The following is a 16,599-nucleotide window of genomic DNA, read 5'->3' as shown; positions in this document are numbered from 1 at the left end:
GCGATTGTCCTCGCGAGGCGAGTCTCATCCGCCTTGTTCACCGCCCCTCGCGGACCCAGGTCGCGGCGAAGGCGCCGAGCAGCAGCAGAAGGCCGATCAGGCCGGCGAAGATCGGCAGCACGCCGACGCCCTTGACGACGCTGGCGTCGCGTATCCGCACGCCCATCCAGCCGTCGCCGGCAAAGACGCTGGCCGAACGCACGGGCAGGATGCGCGGCAGCTCGACGCTGGAGCCACTGGCGACGCGCACGGCGTTGCCGCCCGTTGCCTGTGTCAGCGGCTTCAAGGTATCGACGGTGGAGGTGACTTCCGAAAACTCCTTCGGATTGGTCGGGCCGACATTGATCAGCGCCTTCAGCGTGCCGTCGGTGGCCTGCCACAGGCCGAGCTCGTTCGCCGGCAGGCTGGCGCGCCACTCGCCGGGATCGCCGGGGCTCAGCGTCAAATCGTGCGACACGCCCGACGGCGAGGTCACGCTCACCGGCTGGACGCTGTCCGCCATGGTCTGGCGCACCACGACGAGATCTTTGCCCTGCGCCTGGAGGCGCAGCGCTTCTTCATCGAGGTCCGGCTGCTTCATCAGCCAGTGCGACATCCGCCGCAAGAGATCGAGATGCGGCCCGCCGCCTTCATAGCCGCGCGCCCACAGCCAGATGTGGTCGGAGAGCAGAAGCGCCACGCGTCCCTCGCCGAACCGCGACAGGAACAGCAGCGGCTTGCCATCGACGCCGGTCATGACCGGCGGGTTGACGGCATTGCGGGTATCGACGGTGCGGAAGAAGCGGCTCCAGCGCGGCGGCTCGCTGGCGGAGCCCTCGAGGCCGCGCGTGACGGGATGGCGTTTGCCGATGTCGGAGAGATGCGCATAGAACGGCTTCTCGGTCACGCCGACCGGCTCGGCGGGCAGCACCGAATCCAGTGGCGTGCGCCAGATGCTGGTGTTGGAGGCATAATCGGGGCCCGCCGAGACCAGCACCGCGCCGCCCGCGCGCACGTAACGCGCGATGTTGTCGAAATAGGCGATCGGCAGCACGCCTTGGCGGGCGTAGCGGTCGAAGATGATCAGCTGGAATTCGTTGATCTTCTGCTGGAACAATTCGCGGGTCGGAAACGCGATCAGCGACAATTCGTTGATCGGCGTGCCGTCCTGCTTTTCCGGCGGACGCAGAATGGTGAAGTGCACGAGATCGACGCTGGCGTCGGATTTGAGCAGATTGCGCCAGGTGCGCTCGCCGGAATGCGGCTCGCCCGAGACCAAGAGCACGCGCAGCTTGTCGCGCACGCCGTCGATCGCGACCACGGCGCGGTTGTTCACCGGCGTCAATTCGCGTTCGAGCGGCGAGGCCTCGATCTCGACGATGTTCGGGCCGGCATGCTTGATGTCGACGTCGACGCTGGCGGCCTGGCCGCTCGAGAGCGTGCGCTCGTTGATGACCTCGCCGTCGCGGCGGACCGTGACCCTGGCGCGCTCGCCCGTGACGCCCTGGTCATCGAGGCGGTAGCTGATGGTCTGGGTCTGGCCGACGATGCCGAAGCGCGGTGCGGCGGTGATCGCAATGCGGCGGTCGCGCTCGTCCTTCTGTCCGGTGATCAGCGCGTGCACCGGCGCCTGGAAACCGAGCGCGGCAACGTTCGCGGGAATGTCGTGGACGCGGCCGTCGGTGATCAGGAACGCGCCGGCGACGCGGTCGACCGGCACGTCCGACAAAGCCGAGGCGAGCGCGCCGAACAGCTTTGTGCCGTCGGTCTCGCCGTCGGCCTGTCCGGCATCGACGACGCGCACTTCAAGGCCTTTGATCTTCTTCAAGGCATCGACCAGCGCTTCCTGCGCAGCTGCGGCCTCGCGATTGCGGTTGCCGAAGTTCTGGCTCGGGCTCTTGTCGACGACGATTGCGGCGACCGAGGTGAGGGGATCGCGGTCCTCGCGTGTGAAGGAGGGATTGGCGAGCGCCAGCAGGAACAGCGCCAGCGCGGCCACGCGCACCGCAGCGCCGCGCGCCCGCGCCACCAGCAGAAGAAGCGCGATCACGACGATCGCGGCCAGCGCGAGCCACAGGACGATCGCGGGAACGAGCGGCGTGAATGCGATGCCGTAATTCATGTCGATCCTATTGCCCCAGCCGTTCGATCAGGGCCGGTGCGTGCACCTGGTCGGCCTTGTAGTTGCCGGTCAGCGTGTACATCACGATGTTGGCGCCGGCGCGGTAGGCGAATTCGCGCTGACGGCTGTCGCCTCCGGTCACCGGCAGCATGGCCTGTCCGTCGGGCCGCACGGCCCAGGCGCCGGCAAGATCGTTCGAGGTGATGATGATCGGCGAGACGCCGTCGCCGCCGCGCGCCGGCCGCTGCGCGCTGTCCTCATCGTCTTCGCGCGGCAACGTCTCGACCCAGGTCTGGCCGGCGGTGAAGCGGCCGGGGAAGTCGCGCAGCAGATAGAAGGTCTTGGTCAGCACGTGCTCGCGCGGCACCGGCTCGAGCTCGGGCACGTCGAGCGACGACAGGATCTCGCGCAGGGTCTGCATGCCCGGGGTCTGCGACGCGCCGTTCGCGCCGGGCGGCGCCTCGATCGCGTCGCGGGTGTCGAACAGCACGGTGCCGCCCTGCTTCATGTAGGCGTCGATCTTGTTGATGGCTTCATGCGGCGGCTTCGGTGCGCCCGGCACGATCGGCCAGTAGATCAGCGGGAAGAAGGCGAGCTCGTCGCGCGCGGGATCGACGCCGACGGGGTCGCCGGCCTCGAGCGCCGTGCGCTGGGCCAGGAACAGCGTCAGCCCGTTCATCCCCGCCTTGACGATGGAATCGACGTCGGCATTGCCCGTCACGACATAGGCGAGGCGGGTCTGCGACACCGCTTTCATCGCGAACTCGTCGGATACGCCGTCGGCGCGCGACGGCGTCGGCGCGAGCGATGCAAACCCCGCGAGCAAGGTGAGCACGATCATGGCGGGTGCGGCGCGGCGGCGCAGCAGCGCGGCAATCCCGCCGCCGATCACCGCGACGATGATGGTGTCGATCAGGAACAGTGCAAGCGAGGTCGACAGCAGCCAGCCGCGCAAGTCGCGCGGCTCGGCATTGGTGTAGGTGGCGTGCCGGGCGCGGAGGCCCGCGGTGTTCAGGGCCGCGATGCGGTCGGCGCTAGCAAGCGTGTTCACGGCGAGCGGTCCTTCTGCCGGACCATAGAAGCCGGGCGGATGATCTGAGGTGGCGCGGTCGCGATAATCCGCGGCCAGCGGCTTTGCAGTCGCAGGCGGCGGGCCGAAGGCGCCGAAACCGTCGAGGATGTGCAGCGGCGCCACCGTCTCGGTGGTCGCTTCGCTGGCAACGCCGGCGCCGGGCTTGGTGGTGTAGCCGGACATGTCGACCACACGCCTCAGCATTTCGACGAAGATGCCCGACATCGGCAGATCCGACCAGCGCATGTCCGCGCTGACGTGGAACAGGCCGACGATGCCCTTGCCGCGATGCTCGCCGGTGACGAGCGGCGTGCCGTCTTCCAGCGAGGCCCAGCTCTTGGTGGCGAGCACGGCGTCGGGCTCGGCCAGCACCTGCCGGCTCACCGTGACGTCCTTGGGCACCGCGACGCCCGCAAACGGGCCATCGCCCGCGAAGGCGGCGAGATGCTGCGGCTTCTCCCAGGTCAGGCTGCCGCCGAGCGTGCGGCCGCCCTTGCGCAGCTTGACCGGCACCAGATCGTCCTCGGCCTGCGCCAGCCTTGGCCCTGCAAACCGCACCAGCACGCCGCCCTGGTCGATCCAGGCATTGAGGCGCTCGCGCAGCTCAGGCGCGATCGTGCCGACATCGGCGAGGATGATCATCGGCAGCTTCTGGTCCAAAAATTGCGTGATGCCCTGCTGCGGCGAGCCCTTGTCGGCGAGCCTGACGTCGGCGAACGGCGCCAGCGCGCGAGTGAGATAGAAGGTCGGCGCCAGCAGCGGCTGCGCGGTCTCGCTGGTCGAGCCCGAGACGATGCCGACGGCGCGGCGGCGCCAGCGTTTGTCGAGCAGCTGCACCGCGCCGGCGGAGCGCTCGCCCGAGATCTCGAGCCGCGTGATGTCGTTGCGCAGCTCGACCGGCAGATCGAACGAAGCTTCGGTCTCCATGTCCTGCGGACCGAACGAATAGCGGGCTTCGCCGATCGGCGAGGCCTTCTGGTCCAGTGCGCGCACGGTGCCGACGGCGATGCCGCTGTCGGTGCGCAGCACCTTCACCGTCATCTTCGCCGCGGCGTTCTCGGCGGCGACCAGGGCCAGCGGCGAGGAGGTGCCGCCTTCGAACACGGTCAGGCTGCGATCGCCGATGGTCTTGCCGAGGCCAGCCACGAAGTCCTCGCCACGGCCGGTGTCGACGCCGTCGGACAGCCAGGCGATCTCGCAGTCGCCGGTGACCTTGAGGAAACGCTCGACCGCAGCCAGCGTCTCGATGCGATCGATCGAATAGGGCTTCGGCGCGAGTTGCCGCAGCGCGACGCGCGCCGCCCCCGCCGGCATCAGGGTGATGTCGCGGTTCGGCTCGGACAGCGGCACCAGCGCAATGGCGCGGCGGTCGTTGTCGGCATTGGCGATCAGCTCGTCGGCGGTCCTGATCCTGACGTCCCAGTGCGAGGCGGCGCTCCAGCCGTCGTCGAGCATGATCATCAGCGGCGCCTTGCTGCCGGCGAGGCCGGTTTGCGGATTCCAGATCGGGCCGGCGGCGGCGAAGATCACCAGCGCGGCGGCCAAGAGGCGAAGCGCGGTCAGCCACCACGGCGTCCGCGATGGCGTTTCTTCCCTTGGCGCGATGTCGAACAACAGCCGCGTCGGCGGAAACTCGATGCGGCGCGGCCGCGGCGGCATCACGCGGAGCAGCCACCACAGCACGGGCAGGCTGACGAGGCCGATCAGGAGCAGCGGTTGAGTGAAGGCGAGCGGCAATCCCATCATGCGGCCGGCCCCGCCTTGATCGTCGTGGTGCGGGCGCCCGACTTGCTCACCTGCATGCCCGCATGGAGGAACAACAGCAGTTCGGCGGCCGAGCGGTCGGTCGCGTGCGTCGTGAACAGCCAGTCGAGCTTGTTGGTCTCGGCACGGATCTGGTCGCGATGCAGCGCGAGCCGCGCGGTGTAGTCCTGAACCCAGCTCTCGGCGCGGCCGGCGGTGATCACGCCGAAGCCTTCGGGCTCGACGAACTCGACGCGGCCGGAATAGGGGAACGATTCCTCGGCGGGATCGACGACCTGCACAATCGTGCCATGCGCGCCGGAGCCGGAGAGCCCTGCGAGCATCGTCCTGATCTCGGAGATCGGCGACCAGAAATCCGACAGCACGATGATCTCGGCCAGCGCGGCCGGAACGAAGGACGGCGGCAGGCTCAGCCGGTCGGCATCGTCATGCAGCATCGCCTGCGCCATCTTGTCGATGACGGTGCGGCTCGCGGTCGGCGCCATCAACCCGGGAATGCCGACGCGCTCGCCGCCGGCGACGAGCAGCTCGGCCAGCGCGAAGGCGACGATCAGCGTCCGCTCGAGCTTGGATTCGCGCGCGCTCTTCGAGGCGAAGGCCATCGAGGGCGAGCGGTCCGGCCAGATCCAGACCGTGTGCGAGGCTTCCCATTCGAGCTCGCGGACATAGAGATGATCGTCGCGCGCCGAGCGGCGCCAGTCGACGTTCTGCGCCGGCTCGCCCGAGACGAAGCGGCGGTACTGCCAGAAATTTTCGCCGGACCCGGCGCGGCGCCGTCCATGCAGGCCGTGGATGACGTTGGCGGCGACGCGGCGGGCCTCGAGCACCAGGCGCGGCAGCGAAGCGGCGAGCGTGCGGCTTTCGCCATCGGCACGTCGGATCGCCAGTGTCTCCTTCGCTGCGTGCCCGTTCTCTGCTGCCATCAACCGATCCGTGTCTTCAATTGCCGGATCACGTCCGGAATCGTGCGGCCTTCGGCGCGCGCCTGGAACGTCAACGCCATGCGGTGCTTCAGCACGGGTTCGGCGAGGTCGAGCACGTCGTCGACCGACGGCGCGAGGCGTCCGTCGATCAGCGCACGCGCGCGTACCGCCAGCATCAGGGATTGGCTGGCGCGCGGGCCGGGTCCCCAGGCGATGAACTTGCCGGCTTCGCCGGCGTCCGGACCCGGGCGGGCCGAGCGCACCAGCGACAGGATCGCCTCCACGACGGAATCGCCGACCGGGAGGCGACGGATCAGCCGCTGCGCGGTGATCAGCGCATCGGGCGTCATCGCACCCCTGGCCAGCGTCTCCTCGGCGCCGGTGGTCTCGAACAGGATGCGGCGTTCGGCATCGCGATCGGGATAGTCGACGTCGATCTCCATCAGGAAGCGGTCGAGCTGCGCTTCCGGCAGCGGATAGGTGCCTTCCTGCTCCAGCGGGTTTTGCGTCGCGAGCACGTGGAACGGCTTCGGCAGATCGTGGCGCGCACCGGCGACGGTGATGTGCTGCTCCTGCATCGCCTGCAAGAGCGCCGATTGCGTGCGCGGGCTCGCGCGGTTGATCTCGTCGGCCATCAGCAGCTGCGCGAACACGGGACCGGCAATGAAGCGGAAGGCGCGCTTGCCCGTGGTGCTCTCGTCCAGCACCTCGGCGCCGAGGATGTCCGACGGCATCAGGTCGGGCGTGAACTGGATGCGCTTGGCATCGAGACCGAGCGTGACGCCGAGCGTCTCGACCAGCTTGGTCTTGGCGAGACCCGGCACGCCGATCAAGAGCGCATGGCCGCCGGAGAGGATGGTGACCAGCGTGTTCTCGATCACGCGATCCTGACCGAAGATGACGGAGGCGATCGCGTCCTTGGCCGCGCGAATCTGGCTCGACACCTGCTCGGCCGAACGGACGATCCCGTCCTCGAGTTTCTCGACACTCTCCGCCATTCGTTCGCTCCTTCAGCCTGCCACGCGGCTTGCTTGCATCGTCAGGTCAGCACGTCACGTCAGGTCATCACGTCAGGTCATGGGCCCTATGCTAGACTTGCAGGAAGGCCATGTATTCGTTGAATTAACCTATCCCCACATTATCGGCTTCGGGGTATGTACGGCATCACGAAGTGGCGACCTCCACACCGGGCTATTCCGGATGGAACCGCACACCCGAGTTCAACGTAGATCTGCACCAATCGTGCCAATCACAAGGTCAAGGCAAACCATGGCGAACCAAGGGCAGAGCGCCGATCGCGGTCTTGAGGGGCTGACTGCCGCCGCCAAAAGCGCTGCCAATGCGGAAGGCGCCAAAAAGGGCCTGCCGCCGGTGCATCTGTGGAATCCGCCGTTTTGCGGCGATCTCGACATCCGAATCGCGTCCGATGGTACTTGGTTCTATCTGGGGACGCCAATCGGCCGTCCTGCCTTGGTCCGGTTGTTCTCGACCATCCTCAAGCGCGAGGGCGACAAGCATTTCCTGGTCACGCCGGTCGAGAAGGTCGGCATCCGCGTCGATGATGCGCCGTTCATGGCGGTCGAGATGCAGAAGGACGGCGAGGGCCATCATCATGTGCTGCGCTTCCGCACCAATGTCGATGACTGGGTCACCTGCGATGCCGCGCACCAACTGCGCTTCGAGCAGGCGCAGGATGGCGGGCTGACGCCCTACTTGCACGTCCGCGCCGATCTCTGGGCCAAGGTCACGCGCGCGCTCTATTACGATCTGGTTGACATGGGCGAGGAGCGGATGGTCGATGGCCAGCCGATGTTCGGTGTCGAGTCGGCCGGCGAATTCTTCGCCATGGCCGATGCGGAGCAGGTGAGGGCCGCGCTTTGAACAAGCCTATCCCCAAGAGTGAGGTTGAGAGCGAGGCTGAGGGTGATCCCGCCACCTTGGGCGCGGCGGATTTCTTCGCGCGCTCCAGGGCGCGGCTCGGCTTCGACGTGCCGCCCGGCCTCTACGATCCAAACATCATCCCCACCTCGGGCGATCCCGGCACCGACAAGATGCTCGAGATCATCGCGCGCGAGCAGCCGGTGCGCCCCGCAGCGGTGCTGATCGCGGTGGTCGACCATCCCGAGCCCACCATCCTCTTGACGCAGCGATCGGCGCATCTCAACGACCATGCCGGCCAGATCGCGTTTCCCGGCGGCAAGATCGACGCCACCGATGCCTCGCCGCTCGATGCGGCGCTGCGCGAGGCCGAGGAGGAGGTCGGGCTGTCCAGAGACTTCGTCGAGCCGCTCGGCTATCTCGATCTCTACGGCACCGCCTTCGGCTTCCGCATCCTGCCGACGGTGGCGAGGGTCAGGCCCGGCTTTTCGCTCACCATCAACCATTCCGAGGTTGATGATGCGTTCGAGGTGCCGCTATCCTTCCTGATGAACCCTGTGAACCACCAGGTGCACAGCAAGGAATTCCGCGGCATGGCGCGGTCCTACTACGCGATGCCGTTCGCGGAGCGCTACATCTGGGGGGCGACGGCGGGAATGCTGCGTGTGCTGTATGAGCGGATCTATTCATCATGATCCGGACGGTTCTGACCGAGATCGGAATCTTCCTCATCCCCTTTGCCGTCTATGCGCTGTTCCTGGCCGCCACGCGCTCCGGCCTGTTCGTGCAAACGTCATGGCCGGTCGCGATCGTCGCGCGTCTTGCGCTGGCGGCGATCGTGCTGGTCATCGCCGGCCTGATCGGCCTTGCGCATTTCTCCGGCGCGCCGCCGGATTCGACCTACATCCCCGCCCATATCGAGCACGGCAAGCTCGTGCCGGGCGTGGAACAATAGGGACCGATTGATGAGCGCGGAGCCTTTACTTGCCCATGCGCCCTGGCTGACCGCAGGCGGGACCGCGCGTGTCCTGGCGCTGCTCGGCACCGATGGCGAGGAGGCGCGGGTGGTCGGCGGCGCCGTGCGCAATGCACTGCTCGGCCTTCAGCCTGGTGACATCGACATCGCGACCACGGCACTGCCGGAGGAGGTGATGCGGCGCGCCAAGGCCGCCGGCATCAAGGGCGTGCCGACCGGCATCGACCACGGCACCGTCACGCTCGTCATCGACGGGCACCCCTATGAAGTCACGACGCTGCGCGAGGACACCGAGACCTTCGGCCGCAAGGCCAAGGTCGCCTTCGGCCGCGACTGGGTGAAGGATGCCGAGCGGCGCGACTTCACCATGAACGGCCTATCGGTCGATGCGAGCGGTCTCGTCTACGACTATGTCGGCGGCATCGCGGATGCCAAAGCCCGTCGCGTGCGCTTCATCGGCGATCCCGATCAGCGCATCGCCGAGGATTATTTGCGCATCCTGCGTTTCTTCCGCATCCACGCCGCCTTCGGCGCCGGCGAGCCCGACCGCGACGGCTATCTCGCCTGCATCCGCCGACGCGCGGGCCTTGCGAATCTCTCGGCCGAGCGGGTGCGCATGGAGATGCTGAAGCTGCTGGTGGCCGGCGGTGCAGCCGCGGCCGTGCTGGCCATGGCCGAGGGCGGATTGCTGCAGGCGTTGACCGGCGGCGTGGTCTACACCGGCCCCCTGGCGACGATGATCGCGATCGAGCGCGAGCTCGGCCTGCCGGCAAGCAGCACGCGGCGGCTGGCCGCGCTGACGGTCGCCGTCACCGAAGATGCCAAGCGCGTCGCCGCGCGCTTGCGGCTCACCAACGCGGAAACCAAGGCGCTGGATTCGATGGGCCACCGCTGGTGGCGATTGGCCGCCAAGGACGAGGCCGATGCACGGCGTTTGCTCTATCGGCTCGGTGCGGAGCGCTACCACGATCGCGTCTTGCTCGGCTGGGCGCGCGCCGCCGGCGAGGTGCGTTCGCCGCGCTGGCGCGCGCTGGCCGAGCTGCCGCAGCGCTGGACTGCGCCGAAATTTCCGCTGAAGGCCGCCGACTTCATCGCGCGCGGTCTGACCGAAGGACCCGCGCTCGGGCATGTGTTGACACTCGCCGAGGACGCTTGGCTTGCGGCGGATTTTCCACTAGAGCAAGCCGCACTCGCTGCCATCGCCGATCAAGCTGCGGCTCGCATCAGCCGCGATGAGAGAACGTGACCATCGTCTCGGGCTTCGCCGACATCTCGATTTTCCAGCTCCTGCTGGTCGCAACGGTGGCGTTGTTTGCTTCGATCATCGGTGGTCTCGCCGGCTACGGCACCGGCGCCCTGATGCCGCTGGTGCTGGTGCCGCTGGTCGGCGCCGAGCCCGTGGTGCCGATCATCGCGATCTCCGCGATGCTGACCAATGCGAGCCGCGCTGTTGCCTATGTCCGCTATGCCGACCGCCGTCGCGTGCTGATCGTGCTGGCCTGCGCGACGCTGACCACCGCGCTCGGCGCCTATGGCTACACGCGCCTCACCAATGCCGGTGCGGCGCTCGTGATCGGCACCATGCTGATCCTGAGCGTGCCGCTGCGCCGCGTGCTCCGCCGCCGCCAGGTCAAGATCGGCGACGGCGGCCTCGCCGCCGGCTCGGTCGGTTATGGTGTGCTGGTCGGCGGCACCTCGGGTTCAGGCGTGATCCTGCTCTCGCTCCTGATGGCGGCCGGCCTCGAAGGTGCCGCCGTGATCGCGACCGACGCGATGATCTCGCTCGGCACCGGCCTGATCAAGATCTCGGTGTTTGGCCTCGCCGGCGCCGTGACGGCGCAGGTGCTCGCCTTCGCGCTGCTGATCGGCGGAATTGCGATCCCCGGCGCGTTCCTCGCCAAGGCTTTCGTGCAGCGGATGCCGGTGCATATCCACACCGCTATCCTCGACGTCGCGGTGATCACGGGAGGGCTGGTGATGATCTCGGCGGCGGCGAGGCAGCTGATCGCTTAGATTGACGTTTGCAAGTGAAGAGTGGTCGGCTCTAGCCTCGGTGGCGGACATCTTCGGCTCATGCGCGCAGGACGGCTTTTGACCCCGTGTGAAAAGCCACGACTCGGCTAGAATATCGGGGAGCTGTTCTTTCACGAGGTGCCGATGGCCACGGGCGCAGACCTTCGCCGCATAGCCCTGTCGCTGTCCGAGACCACGGAGGCCCCCCACTTTGATCGCGCCGCTTTCAAGGTGGCCCGGATCTACGTGACCCTCGCCGCCGACGGCAAGACGGCCAACTTCAAGTTCACGCCGGACGAGCAGGAGCTCAAATGCGTCGTGGCGCCGGAGGCGTTCGCTCCGGTACCGAACGCTTGGGGCAAGCAAGGCTGGACCACGGCAACACTGGCGAAGCTGACACCGGGCGAGCTGAAGTCGGCACTTGAGACAGCGTGGCGCCACGCTCTACCGAAAGCGCGGAAGTCCAAACGCGACTGAGCAGTGCTTGTCCCTTGGAATGCGCTGAGACGGCGGACTTGTCGGACACCGTTCGCTTCCAACCGAAGTCGAGAGGCAATGACATGTGATGGTATTGCTCCAGTCTCGGGTTCAAGAACTGACGTCTTGCGTCAGGACGTGTGCCGAGGCTGCCAAATTTGGTGGCTTCGTCACAAGATTTGACACATCGAGCAAATCGTAAAAGAGCAAAATCGGCAAAATCGAAACAGCCCGCGCTGCACCGGCCGCGCGGGCTTTGCTATGCTGTCGTGAATAATTGGGGCGCTATGCATGAGGCTGGGCTGAAACCGAGCCGCTTGTGGCAACGCAAGCGCTCCGGATGGTCCGTTCGCCTCGTTTCAGGGTACGATCGAATGCGACGAACTCGGACACTCGTTCGACAGAGGCCGGACCTTGTCCGCGCCGGCCGCCAATTTCGTGTCTGCCCCGCCGAAAAGGAGTAGAGTGTCCCAGGGTCACATCCGAGGAGCAGCACCATGATCCAACTCCCCGAGCTGGTTCCCGCCAGGATCGACCGGCATGTCTTCGCGATCATGCCCAACACGATGCCGCCTCGAGATCCTGATGACGATGAAGACGATGAAGAGGAAGAGCAGGACGATGAGGACCAGACCGACGAACCGCCGGTCGTGCGCGAGCCGGACGAGGACTAGGCGGGACGTTTGGACGTAACCTGAGCTTCGGTGGCTGCGATCCCCGGCTTGCGTGCGGCGCGCTGGCGCGTCCGGCGATCGTCAAGTCGATCTGATTCCGAGAGCAGCGGGCAGGCGCTAGCTGCACCAAGCTTCTCGGCGCAGCAGTGCGTCGGCGTTCGCGGGTAGAGGAGGTGAGCATGACTCTCATATGGCTTGGCGTGCTCCTCGTTTTCGGCGGCGTTCTCCAAATGGCGTTTCAACCCATCTGGCGAGGCCGATTCAGCGGCGGAAGGTGGCTTCGCTCCGGGCGTGACACGCTGGAGCCTGAAAGGCCAGGCAGCGGCTTCGGCATCAAATCGAACTGGCCTGGAGTTGCGATGGTCGCGCTCGGCGGCGCTTTCTTGCTGGCCGGAGCTGCCATCTGAGTTGAAACGCATTTTTCGGGCGTTGCCTGTTATCTGCCGCGCCAATGTGCCAGCGCGCAGGTTATGGTGTCTGATTGAGATCGATTTTCCGGCATTGAGGGCAATACAACCTAAGCTTACGATGACCCGACACTCCCGAGCCCAGTGCACGGGATTCAATCCTCAGATCTTTGATCGCATTCAACAACAGCGGGGCCAGTCAGTTAGAAAGCTCCCGGCCTCTAGTGATTATCCTATCTGACCGTGACCGGTGAGACATTGTCCCCATTTTTGTGAGATCTACGAAATGCACGAAGCCATTGTCCGCTCTGCCACTCAACTCGATCTGGCCGGAGTGTTGAACCTCTACCAACACCTTCATCCGCATGAGCCTCCGCTGGAAACGATGAAGGCTGAGCGCGTTTGGGAGACCTTGCTTACTTCCGACTTCATGACCGTGATCGTGGCGCAAACAGCAGAACTGCTTGTATCCTCGTGCACTCTCGCGGTTGTGCCGAACCTTTCTCGGGGCGCTCGATCATACGGGGTCATTGAAAACGTGGTGACTCACGCTCAGTACCGCAACCTGGGGCTTGGCCGGCGGGTTCTTGCATACGCGCTTGATGTTGCCGCGCGCGCCGATTGCTACAAAGTCCATTTGGCGACCGGTTCGAAGCGAGAGACGACGTTACGGTTCTACGAGAGCGCCGGGTTCGATCGTGGGGAAAAAACCTACTTCGAAGTGCGACGTTCCTAGCCTGTGGTGTCATAGACGAGAACGGCAAGCTCGGGCCGGCATGACTTCCGTTGTCGGCCCGAAGGCGAAGATTGCGGCGAATGCCCGCAAGCCATCAATGGAGACGGGATGGGACATTTGCGGAGCCGGGGCCGGCTCGCCGCGATTGGCTCGATGCCGAGTCTACAGGTCGGAACGAACTTGAGCCGTCACGACCCATATTGCCGCCTTGAGTCTGACCCCATCAGGTCCAACATGTGCTGCTGAGACTCTCGATGCCGGTTGCTATCGCATCCAATGCGGGGTGGGCAGATTCTTCTTGCGCAGAAATTCCGGGTTGAACAGCTTGGATTGATAGCGTTGTCCGCCATCCGCAAGGATGGTCACGATGGTTTTGCCCGGACCGAGGTCGCGCGCTAGTCGCATCGCTCCAACAATGTTGATGGCGCTCGATCCACCGAGCACAAGCCCTTCGTGCTCGATCATATCGAATAGAATGGGCAACGCCTCCTCGTCCGTGATCTGATACGCTGCATCAATCGGCGTGCCTTCCAGGTTCCTGGTCACACGGACTTGCCCGATCCCCTCAGTGATCGAGTCTCCTTCGGTCGTGAGCTCTCCCTTGGTGAACCAGTTGTAGAGCGCGGCCCCCATGGGATCGCTGAGCGCGATCCTGATGGCCGGATTGCGCTCCTTGAGGGCTCGCGCAACCCCGCCCAAAGTCCCGCCGCTGCCGACAGCACAGGTAAAGCCATCAATCTTTCCGCCCGTTTGTTCCCAAATCTCCGGCCCGGTCGTGCGGTAATGGCCCTCACGATTGGCAACGTTGTCGAACTGGTTAGCCCAGAATGCACCGAGTTCCTCGGCGAGCTGACCGGAATAGCGGGCGTAATGACCCGGATCTGAATAGGGAACGGCGGGGACCAGTCGCAGGTCCGCGCCGCACAACCGCAGCATATCCTTCTTTTCCTGACTCTGCGTATCGGGCATCACGATCACGCTCCGATAGCCGCGTGCATTCCCGACGAGCGTAATGCCGATGCCGACATTTCCCGCCGTGCCTTCGACGATGACGCCGCCCGGCCTGAGCTTGCCACTTCGCTCAGCATCGTTGACTATGGCGAGGCCGCGCGATCCTTTATCGATCCACCAGGATTGAGAAACTCGGCCTTGCCGTAGATCTCGCAGCCTGTGGTCTCCGACGCCATTCGCAGCCTGATCAATGGCGTATTGCCGATGGAGTCCAAAAATCCCGTTCGGATACCGTTCATCGCTTGCCCGCCTTCGCGCTCCCGCAACTTTAGGCTGCTCAGCGGACAATTCCGTTCTCTAGTTCAGGCGATATCAGCAACGACTTTGGCGTCCCGCCCAGAAAATCGGCAATTGTATTCCCACACCGTGTTCATTTCGGCTTGTGACCAAAGGCGAAGATCGCGCGGCGCGCCATTCATTGGCGAGGAAGGACCCCGAGCCTCGCGTCACCGCCAGCGCCGGGACCAATAGCGGGAAGCCCAACGGCATTACGCTCGCGTGTGACGCAAGCACTTCAATGAGAACCGCGGAGATTCAGAACGTTGCAATCGTCACCAGTGCCGCCGCGCCGGCTATCGGATGAAGAATCTTGGCCAACTCTAGCTCGTGCCGGGCGATCACGCGACGCAGATGTCGGGCATCGCGACCTTTTGGAACAGGTGAGGGGAAGCGACGGCGGAAGAGGGATAGGCCGAGATCTTCGATCTGAACTCAGGGTGCGTGAACGCGGCGCGGAAATGGGCGCTCGATTCCCAGACGGCATAGTTCAGGTAGGTCGGGCGATCGCCGATCGCGCGGTGAAGCTGGGTGGAGATGAAGCCGGGTTGCCGCTTCATGAAGGCAGCATCGTCCTGCCAGACCTGGAGGAAGCTCTGCTCGTCGGCATTGTCGAGCGTGAAGACATTCACCAGCACAACGGGACCGGCGTCGATGCCGAGTTGGCGATCGATCGGAAAGGTGGGGTCGAGAGGACGCAGGAATGGCATGAAACCCCCGATATTTGGTTGCATGATGTCAATATGGTACGATAGGTCAAATACTAAATTGACATAATGATGTCAATATAACTTTATGGTGACAGATGCTGAAATCCCAACGAACGCCGGCCGGCGATGCTTTGACCGACCTCATGCTCGACTTGTTCCGGCTCAACAGTCTGCTCTTGACCGCAGGCGACCGCTTGGTGGCGCGGCTTGGGCTGACGAGCGCGCGCTGGCAAATCCTCGGCGCAATTGTTCATGCCGAGCGATCCCAGCCGGTCGCATGGCTTGCCCGCGATCTCGGTGCCAATCGTCAGAACGTGCAGCGGATCGTCAACGACCTGCACGCGGAAGGGCTTGTGGCGTTCGAGGCCAACCCGCACCATCGGCGTGCCCAACTTGTCGTCTTGACCGAGAAGGGACGGCGCGCTTTCGATGCCGCCATGGCTTTGCAGGCGCCTTGGGTCAACGGCCTTTCGGAAGGGCTCGCGATCAAGGATCTGCAAGCCGTTCATCGTGTGGTCACGGCTCTTCGGAAGAAACTGGAGAGCAACGATCCAGATGATCTGAAATGATCACTCCGCGACCTCGGGAGTTCCGGGACGTCAGATCGTGGGCCTTTTCTTTGCCATCGCCCGAACCAGGCTCAAGAATTTCTTGAGGACCGGCGACGGATCGTCTCGCCGCCAGGCCAAACCAAGAAGGGCCTTTGCCGAGGCATCTGCAAGAGGAAGATAAGCGACCCCTTTCATGCGCGCGCTCTGCATCGTTGAAGGCACCAGCGCGATGCCCAGTCCGGCCGCCACCAGGCCGAGTGCCGATGTGATTCTAGGGGCCGGCTGGCCAAGACGAGGTGCAAATGCAGCTCTATGGCAAGCTGCGATCGTCTCGTCGTGCAAACCGGTTCCGGCCGGCCCGATCATGATGAACTGTTCGTTTGCAAGGCTCTTCAGGGAAACTGCCTTGGATTTGGTTCTTGCCGCGCGGTGATGGCTTGGCAAGGCGACGACCAAAGGCTCCTCTTGAAGAGGGGCGACGATGACTCCGTCTGCATGGATCTGGGGCGCGCGCACGAAGGCAACGTCCATCTGGTCGTTGTTGAATTGCGCAACGATGTCATTGCTCAGCCCCTCATGCAACACGAGGCAGACCCGCGGATTGGCTTCCCTGAAGCATCGAATCGAGTCTGGAACGAACGGGTTAAAGGGCGCTGTTGGCGCAATTCCGATACACAGAGTGCCCTGTTCGCCGCGTGCCGCACGCCGGGTCGCATCAATCGCGCGATCGAACTGTGCAAGGACCGCCTTGGCTTCGCTTAACAGGACTTGACCCGCGACGGTCATTTCGACGCCGCGAGGCGTGCGACGGAAGAGTTGAACGCCCAGATCTCGTTCCATCAGGCTGATCTGTCGGCTGAGAGGCGGCTGCTGGATATCAAGGCGCTCCGCTGCGCGGGTGATATGTCCTTCCTCGGCAACCGCAACGAAATATCTGAGGCGACGTAGGTCCACGGCATACCCTGAAAGTATCAAGATCGGCCTAAGCATATCATAGCGGAATGATGGTCCAAACGTTAGTTGTACGGCC

The 16,599-nt window shown here is 64.9% G+C and carries 16 protein-coding genes and 1 pseudogene; 9 read left to right on the top strand and 8 right to left on the bottom strand.

Annotated features, from left to right (window positions below):
• Positions 1-37: 37 nt before the first annotated feature.
• Genes P6U27_RS27950 through P6U27_RS27935 form a run of 4 tightly spaced genes read right to left on the bottom strand, consistent with a single transcriptional unit; the run spans position 38 to position 6,858 of the window.
• The gene (locus tag P6U27_RS27950) at positions 38-2,101 is read right to left on the bottom strand and encodes a hypothetical protein (protein ID WP_122404848.1); all 2,064 of its coding nucleotides are present in this window, start codon (positions 2,099-2,101) and stop codon (positions 38-40) included.
• 7 nt (positions 2,102-2,108) lie between these two features.
• Positions 2,109-4,919, bottom strand: coding sequence for a DUF4159 domain-containing protein (locus tag P6U27_RS27945; protein WP_209294925.1), 2,811 nt, complete (start codon positions 4,917-4,919; stop codon positions 2,109-2,111).
• Positions 4,916-5,860: a DUF58 domain-containing protein gene (locus tag P6U27_RS27940; RefSeq protein WP_122404846.1), complete on the bottom strand. Its 945-nt coding sequence runs from the start codon at positions 5,858-5,860 to the stop codon at positions 4,916-4,918. Before P6U27_RS27940 ends, P6U27_RS27945 begins: the two co-directional genes overlap by 4 nt.
• Positions 5,860-6,858 carry a MoxR family ATPase gene (locus tag P6U27_RS27935; RefSeq protein ID WP_122404845.1) on the bottom strand — a complete coding sequence of 333 codons (999 nt, stop codon included), beginning with the start codon at positions 6,856-6,858 and terminating at the stop codon, positions 5,860-5,862. Before P6U27_RS27935 ends, P6U27_RS27940 begins: the two co-directional genes overlap by 1 nt.
• A gap of 271 nt (positions 6,859-7,129) precedes the next feature.
• On the opposite strand from P6U27_RS27935, the gene P6U27_RS27930 reads away from it, so the two are divergent.
• The 7 genes from P6U27_RS27930 to P6U27_RS27900 all read left to right on the top strand — a co-directional run bounded on the left by P6U27_RS27930 (position 7,130) and on the right by P6U27_RS27900 (position 11,878).
• Positions 7,130-7,741, top strand: a complete 612-nt coding sequence (locus tag P6U27_RS27930) for a DUF1285 domain-containing protein (protein WP_209294926.1) — start codon at positions 7,130-7,132, stop codon at positions 7,739-7,741.
• The gene (locus P6U27_RS27925; protein ID WP_407192852.1) at positions 7,738-8,433 is read left to right on the top strand and encodes a CoA pyrophosphatase; all 696 of its coding nucleotides are present in this window, start codon (positions 7,738-7,740) and stop codon (positions 8,431-8,433) included. Before P6U27_RS27930 ends, P6U27_RS27925 begins: the two co-directional genes overlap by 4 nt.
• The gene (locus P6U27_RS27920; protein WP_209294927.1) at positions 8,430-8,693 is read left to right on the top strand and encodes a DUF6111 family protein; all 264 of its coding nucleotides are present in this window, start codon (positions 8,430-8,432) and stop codon (positions 8,691-8,693) included. The genes P6U27_RS27925 and P6U27_RS27920 overlap by 4 nt, the downstream gene beginning before the upstream one ends.
• Before the next feature lie 10 nt (positions 8,694-8,703).
• Positions 8,704-9,960 carry a CCA tRNA nucleotidyltransferase gene (locus P6U27_RS27915; protein ID WP_122404841.1) on the top strand — a complete coding sequence of 419 codons (1,257 nt, stop codon included), beginning with the start codon at positions 8,704-8,706 and terminating at the stop codon, positions 9,958-9,960.
• Positions 9,957-10,727, top strand: coding sequence for a sulfite exporter TauE/SafE family protein (locus tag P6U27_RS27910; protein ID WP_122404840.1), 771 nt, complete (start codon positions 9,957-9,959; stop codon positions 10,725-10,727). The genes P6U27_RS27915 and P6U27_RS27910 overlap by 4 nt, the downstream gene beginning before the upstream one ends.
• A gap of 144 nt (positions 10,728-10,871) precedes the next feature.
• On the top strand, positions 10,872-11,204 hold the full coding sequence (locus P6U27_RS27905; RefSeq protein WP_122404839.1) for an MmcQ/YjbR family DNA-binding protein: 333 nt from the start codon (positions 10,872-10,874) through the stop codon (positions 11,202-11,204).
• A gap of 497 nt (positions 11,205-11,701) precedes the next feature.
• Positions 11,702-11,878 (top strand): hypothetical protein, encoded by a 177-nt coding sequence (locus P6U27_RS27900; protein ID WP_160118873.1) that lies wholly within the window; start codon positions 11,702-11,704, stop codon positions 11,876-11,878.
• Here the strand turns inward: P6U27_RS27900 and P6U27_RS27895 are convergent.
• Positions 11,875-12,444, bottom strand: coding sequence for a hypothetical protein (locus tag P6U27_RS27895; protein WP_209294928.1), 570 nt, complete (start codon positions 12,442-12,444; stop codon positions 11,875-11,877). The two genes, P6U27_RS27900 and P6U27_RS27895, sit on opposite strands and share 4 nt — an antisense overlap.
• A gap of 127 nt (positions 12,445-12,571) precedes the next feature.
• Here P6U27_RS27895 and P6U27_RS27890 point away from each other — a divergent pair, with 127 nt between their 5' ends.
• Positions 12,572-13,021, top strand: a complete 450-nt coding sequence (locus tag P6U27_RS27890) for a GNAT family N-acetyltransferase (RefSeq protein WP_209294929.1) — start codon at positions 12,572-12,574, stop codon at positions 13,019-13,021.
• A 264-nt stretch (positions 13,022-13,285) separates the two neighbouring features.
• On the opposite strand, the pseudogene P6U27_RS27885 reads toward P6U27_RS27890, so the two are convergent.
• Positions 13,286-14,271, bottom strand: a pseudogene (locus P6U27_RS27885) (cysteine synthase A).
• 378 nt (positions 14,272-14,649) lie between these two features.
• Positions 14,650-15,018 carry an antibiotic biosynthesis monooxygenase gene (locus tag P6U27_RS27880; protein WP_209294930.1) on the bottom strand — a complete coding sequence of 123 codons (369 nt, stop codon included), beginning with the start codon at positions 15,016-15,018 and terminating at the stop codon, positions 14,650-14,652.
• Between the two features lie 95 nt (positions 15,019-15,113).
• Between P6U27_RS27880 and P6U27_RS27875 the strand changes: the two genes are divergently transcribed.
• Complete coding sequence (locus P6U27_RS27875) at positions 15,114-15,587, top strand: MarR family winged helix-turn-helix transcriptional regulator (RefSeq protein WP_209294931.1); 474 nt, start codon at positions 15,114-15,116, stop codon at positions 15,585-15,587.
• A 30-nt stretch (positions 15,588-15,617) separates the two neighbouring features.
• Here P6U27_RS27875 and P6U27_RS27870 read toward each other — a convergent pair whose 3' ends face one another.
• On the bottom strand, positions 15,618-16,523 hold the full coding sequence (locus P6U27_RS27870) for a LysR substrate-binding domain-containing protein (protein ID WP_209294932.1): 906 nt from the start codon (positions 16,521-16,523) through the stop codon (positions 15,618-15,620).
• Between the last annotated feature and the right edge of the window lie 76 nt (positions 16,524-16,599).

This window comes from Bradyrhizobium sp. STM 3566, from assembly GCF_045571445.1.
GTDB classification, from domain to species: domain Bacteria; phylum Pseudomonadota; class Alphaproteobacteria; order Rhizobiales; family Xanthobacteraceae; genus Bradyrhizobium; species Bradyrhizobium vignae.
The sequence above is the reverse complement of the archived record's forward strand: the minus strand, read 5'-3'. Positions and strand labels throughout refer to the sequence as shown.

Excerpts from the sequence above, each read along its gene's own strand:
- P6U27_RS27950 (WP_122404848.1), bottom strand. The coding sequence starts at position 2,101 with ATGAATTACGGCATCGCATTCACGCCGCTCGTTCCCGCGATCGTCCTG.
- P6U27_RS27945 (WP_209294925.1), bottom strand. The coding sequence starts at position 4,919 with ATGATGGGATTGCCGCTCGCCTTCACTCAACCGCTGCTCCTGATCGGC.
- P6U27_RS27940 (WP_122404846.1), bottom strand. The coding sequence starts at position 5,860 with ATGGCAGCAGAGAACGGGCACGCAGCGAAGGAGACACTGGCGATCCGA.
- P6U27_RS27935 (WP_122404845.1), bottom strand. The coding sequence starts at position 6,858 with ATGGCGGAGAGTGTCGAGAAACTCGAGGACGGGATCGTCCGTTCGGCC.
- P6U27_RS27930 (WP_209294926.1), top strand. The coding sequence starts at position 7,130 with ATGGCGAACCAAGGGCAGAGCGCCGATCGCGGTCTTGAGGGGCTGACT.
- P6U27_RS27920 (WP_209294927.1), top strand. The coding sequence starts at position 8,430 with ATGATCCGGACGGTTCTGACCGAGATCGGAATCTTCCTCATCCCCTTT.
- P6U27_RS27915 (WP_122404841.1), top strand. The coding sequence starts at position 8,704 with ATGAGCGCGGAGCCTTTACTTGCCCATGCGCCCTGGCTGACCGCAGGC.
- P6U27_RS27905 (WP_122404839.1), top strand. The coding sequence starts at position 10,872 with ATGGCCACGGGCGCAGACCTTCGCCGCATAGCCCTGTCGCTGTCCGAG.
- P6U27_RS27900 (WP_160118873.1), top strand. The coding sequence starts at position 11,702 with ATGATCCAACTCCCCGAGCTGGTTCCCGCCAGGATCGACCGGCATGTC.
- P6U27_RS27890 (WP_209294929.1), top strand. The coding sequence starts at position 12,572 with ATGCACGAAGCCATTGTCCGCTCTGCCACTCAACTCGATCTGGCCGGA.
- P6U27_RS27880 (WP_209294930.1), bottom strand. The coding sequence starts at position 15,018 with ATGCCATTCCTGCGTCCTCTCGACCCCACCTTTCCGATCGATCGCCAA.
- P6U27_RS27875 (WP_209294931.1), top strand. The coding sequence starts at position 15,114 with ATGCTGAAATCCCAACGAACGCCGGCCGGCGATGCTTTGACCGACCTC.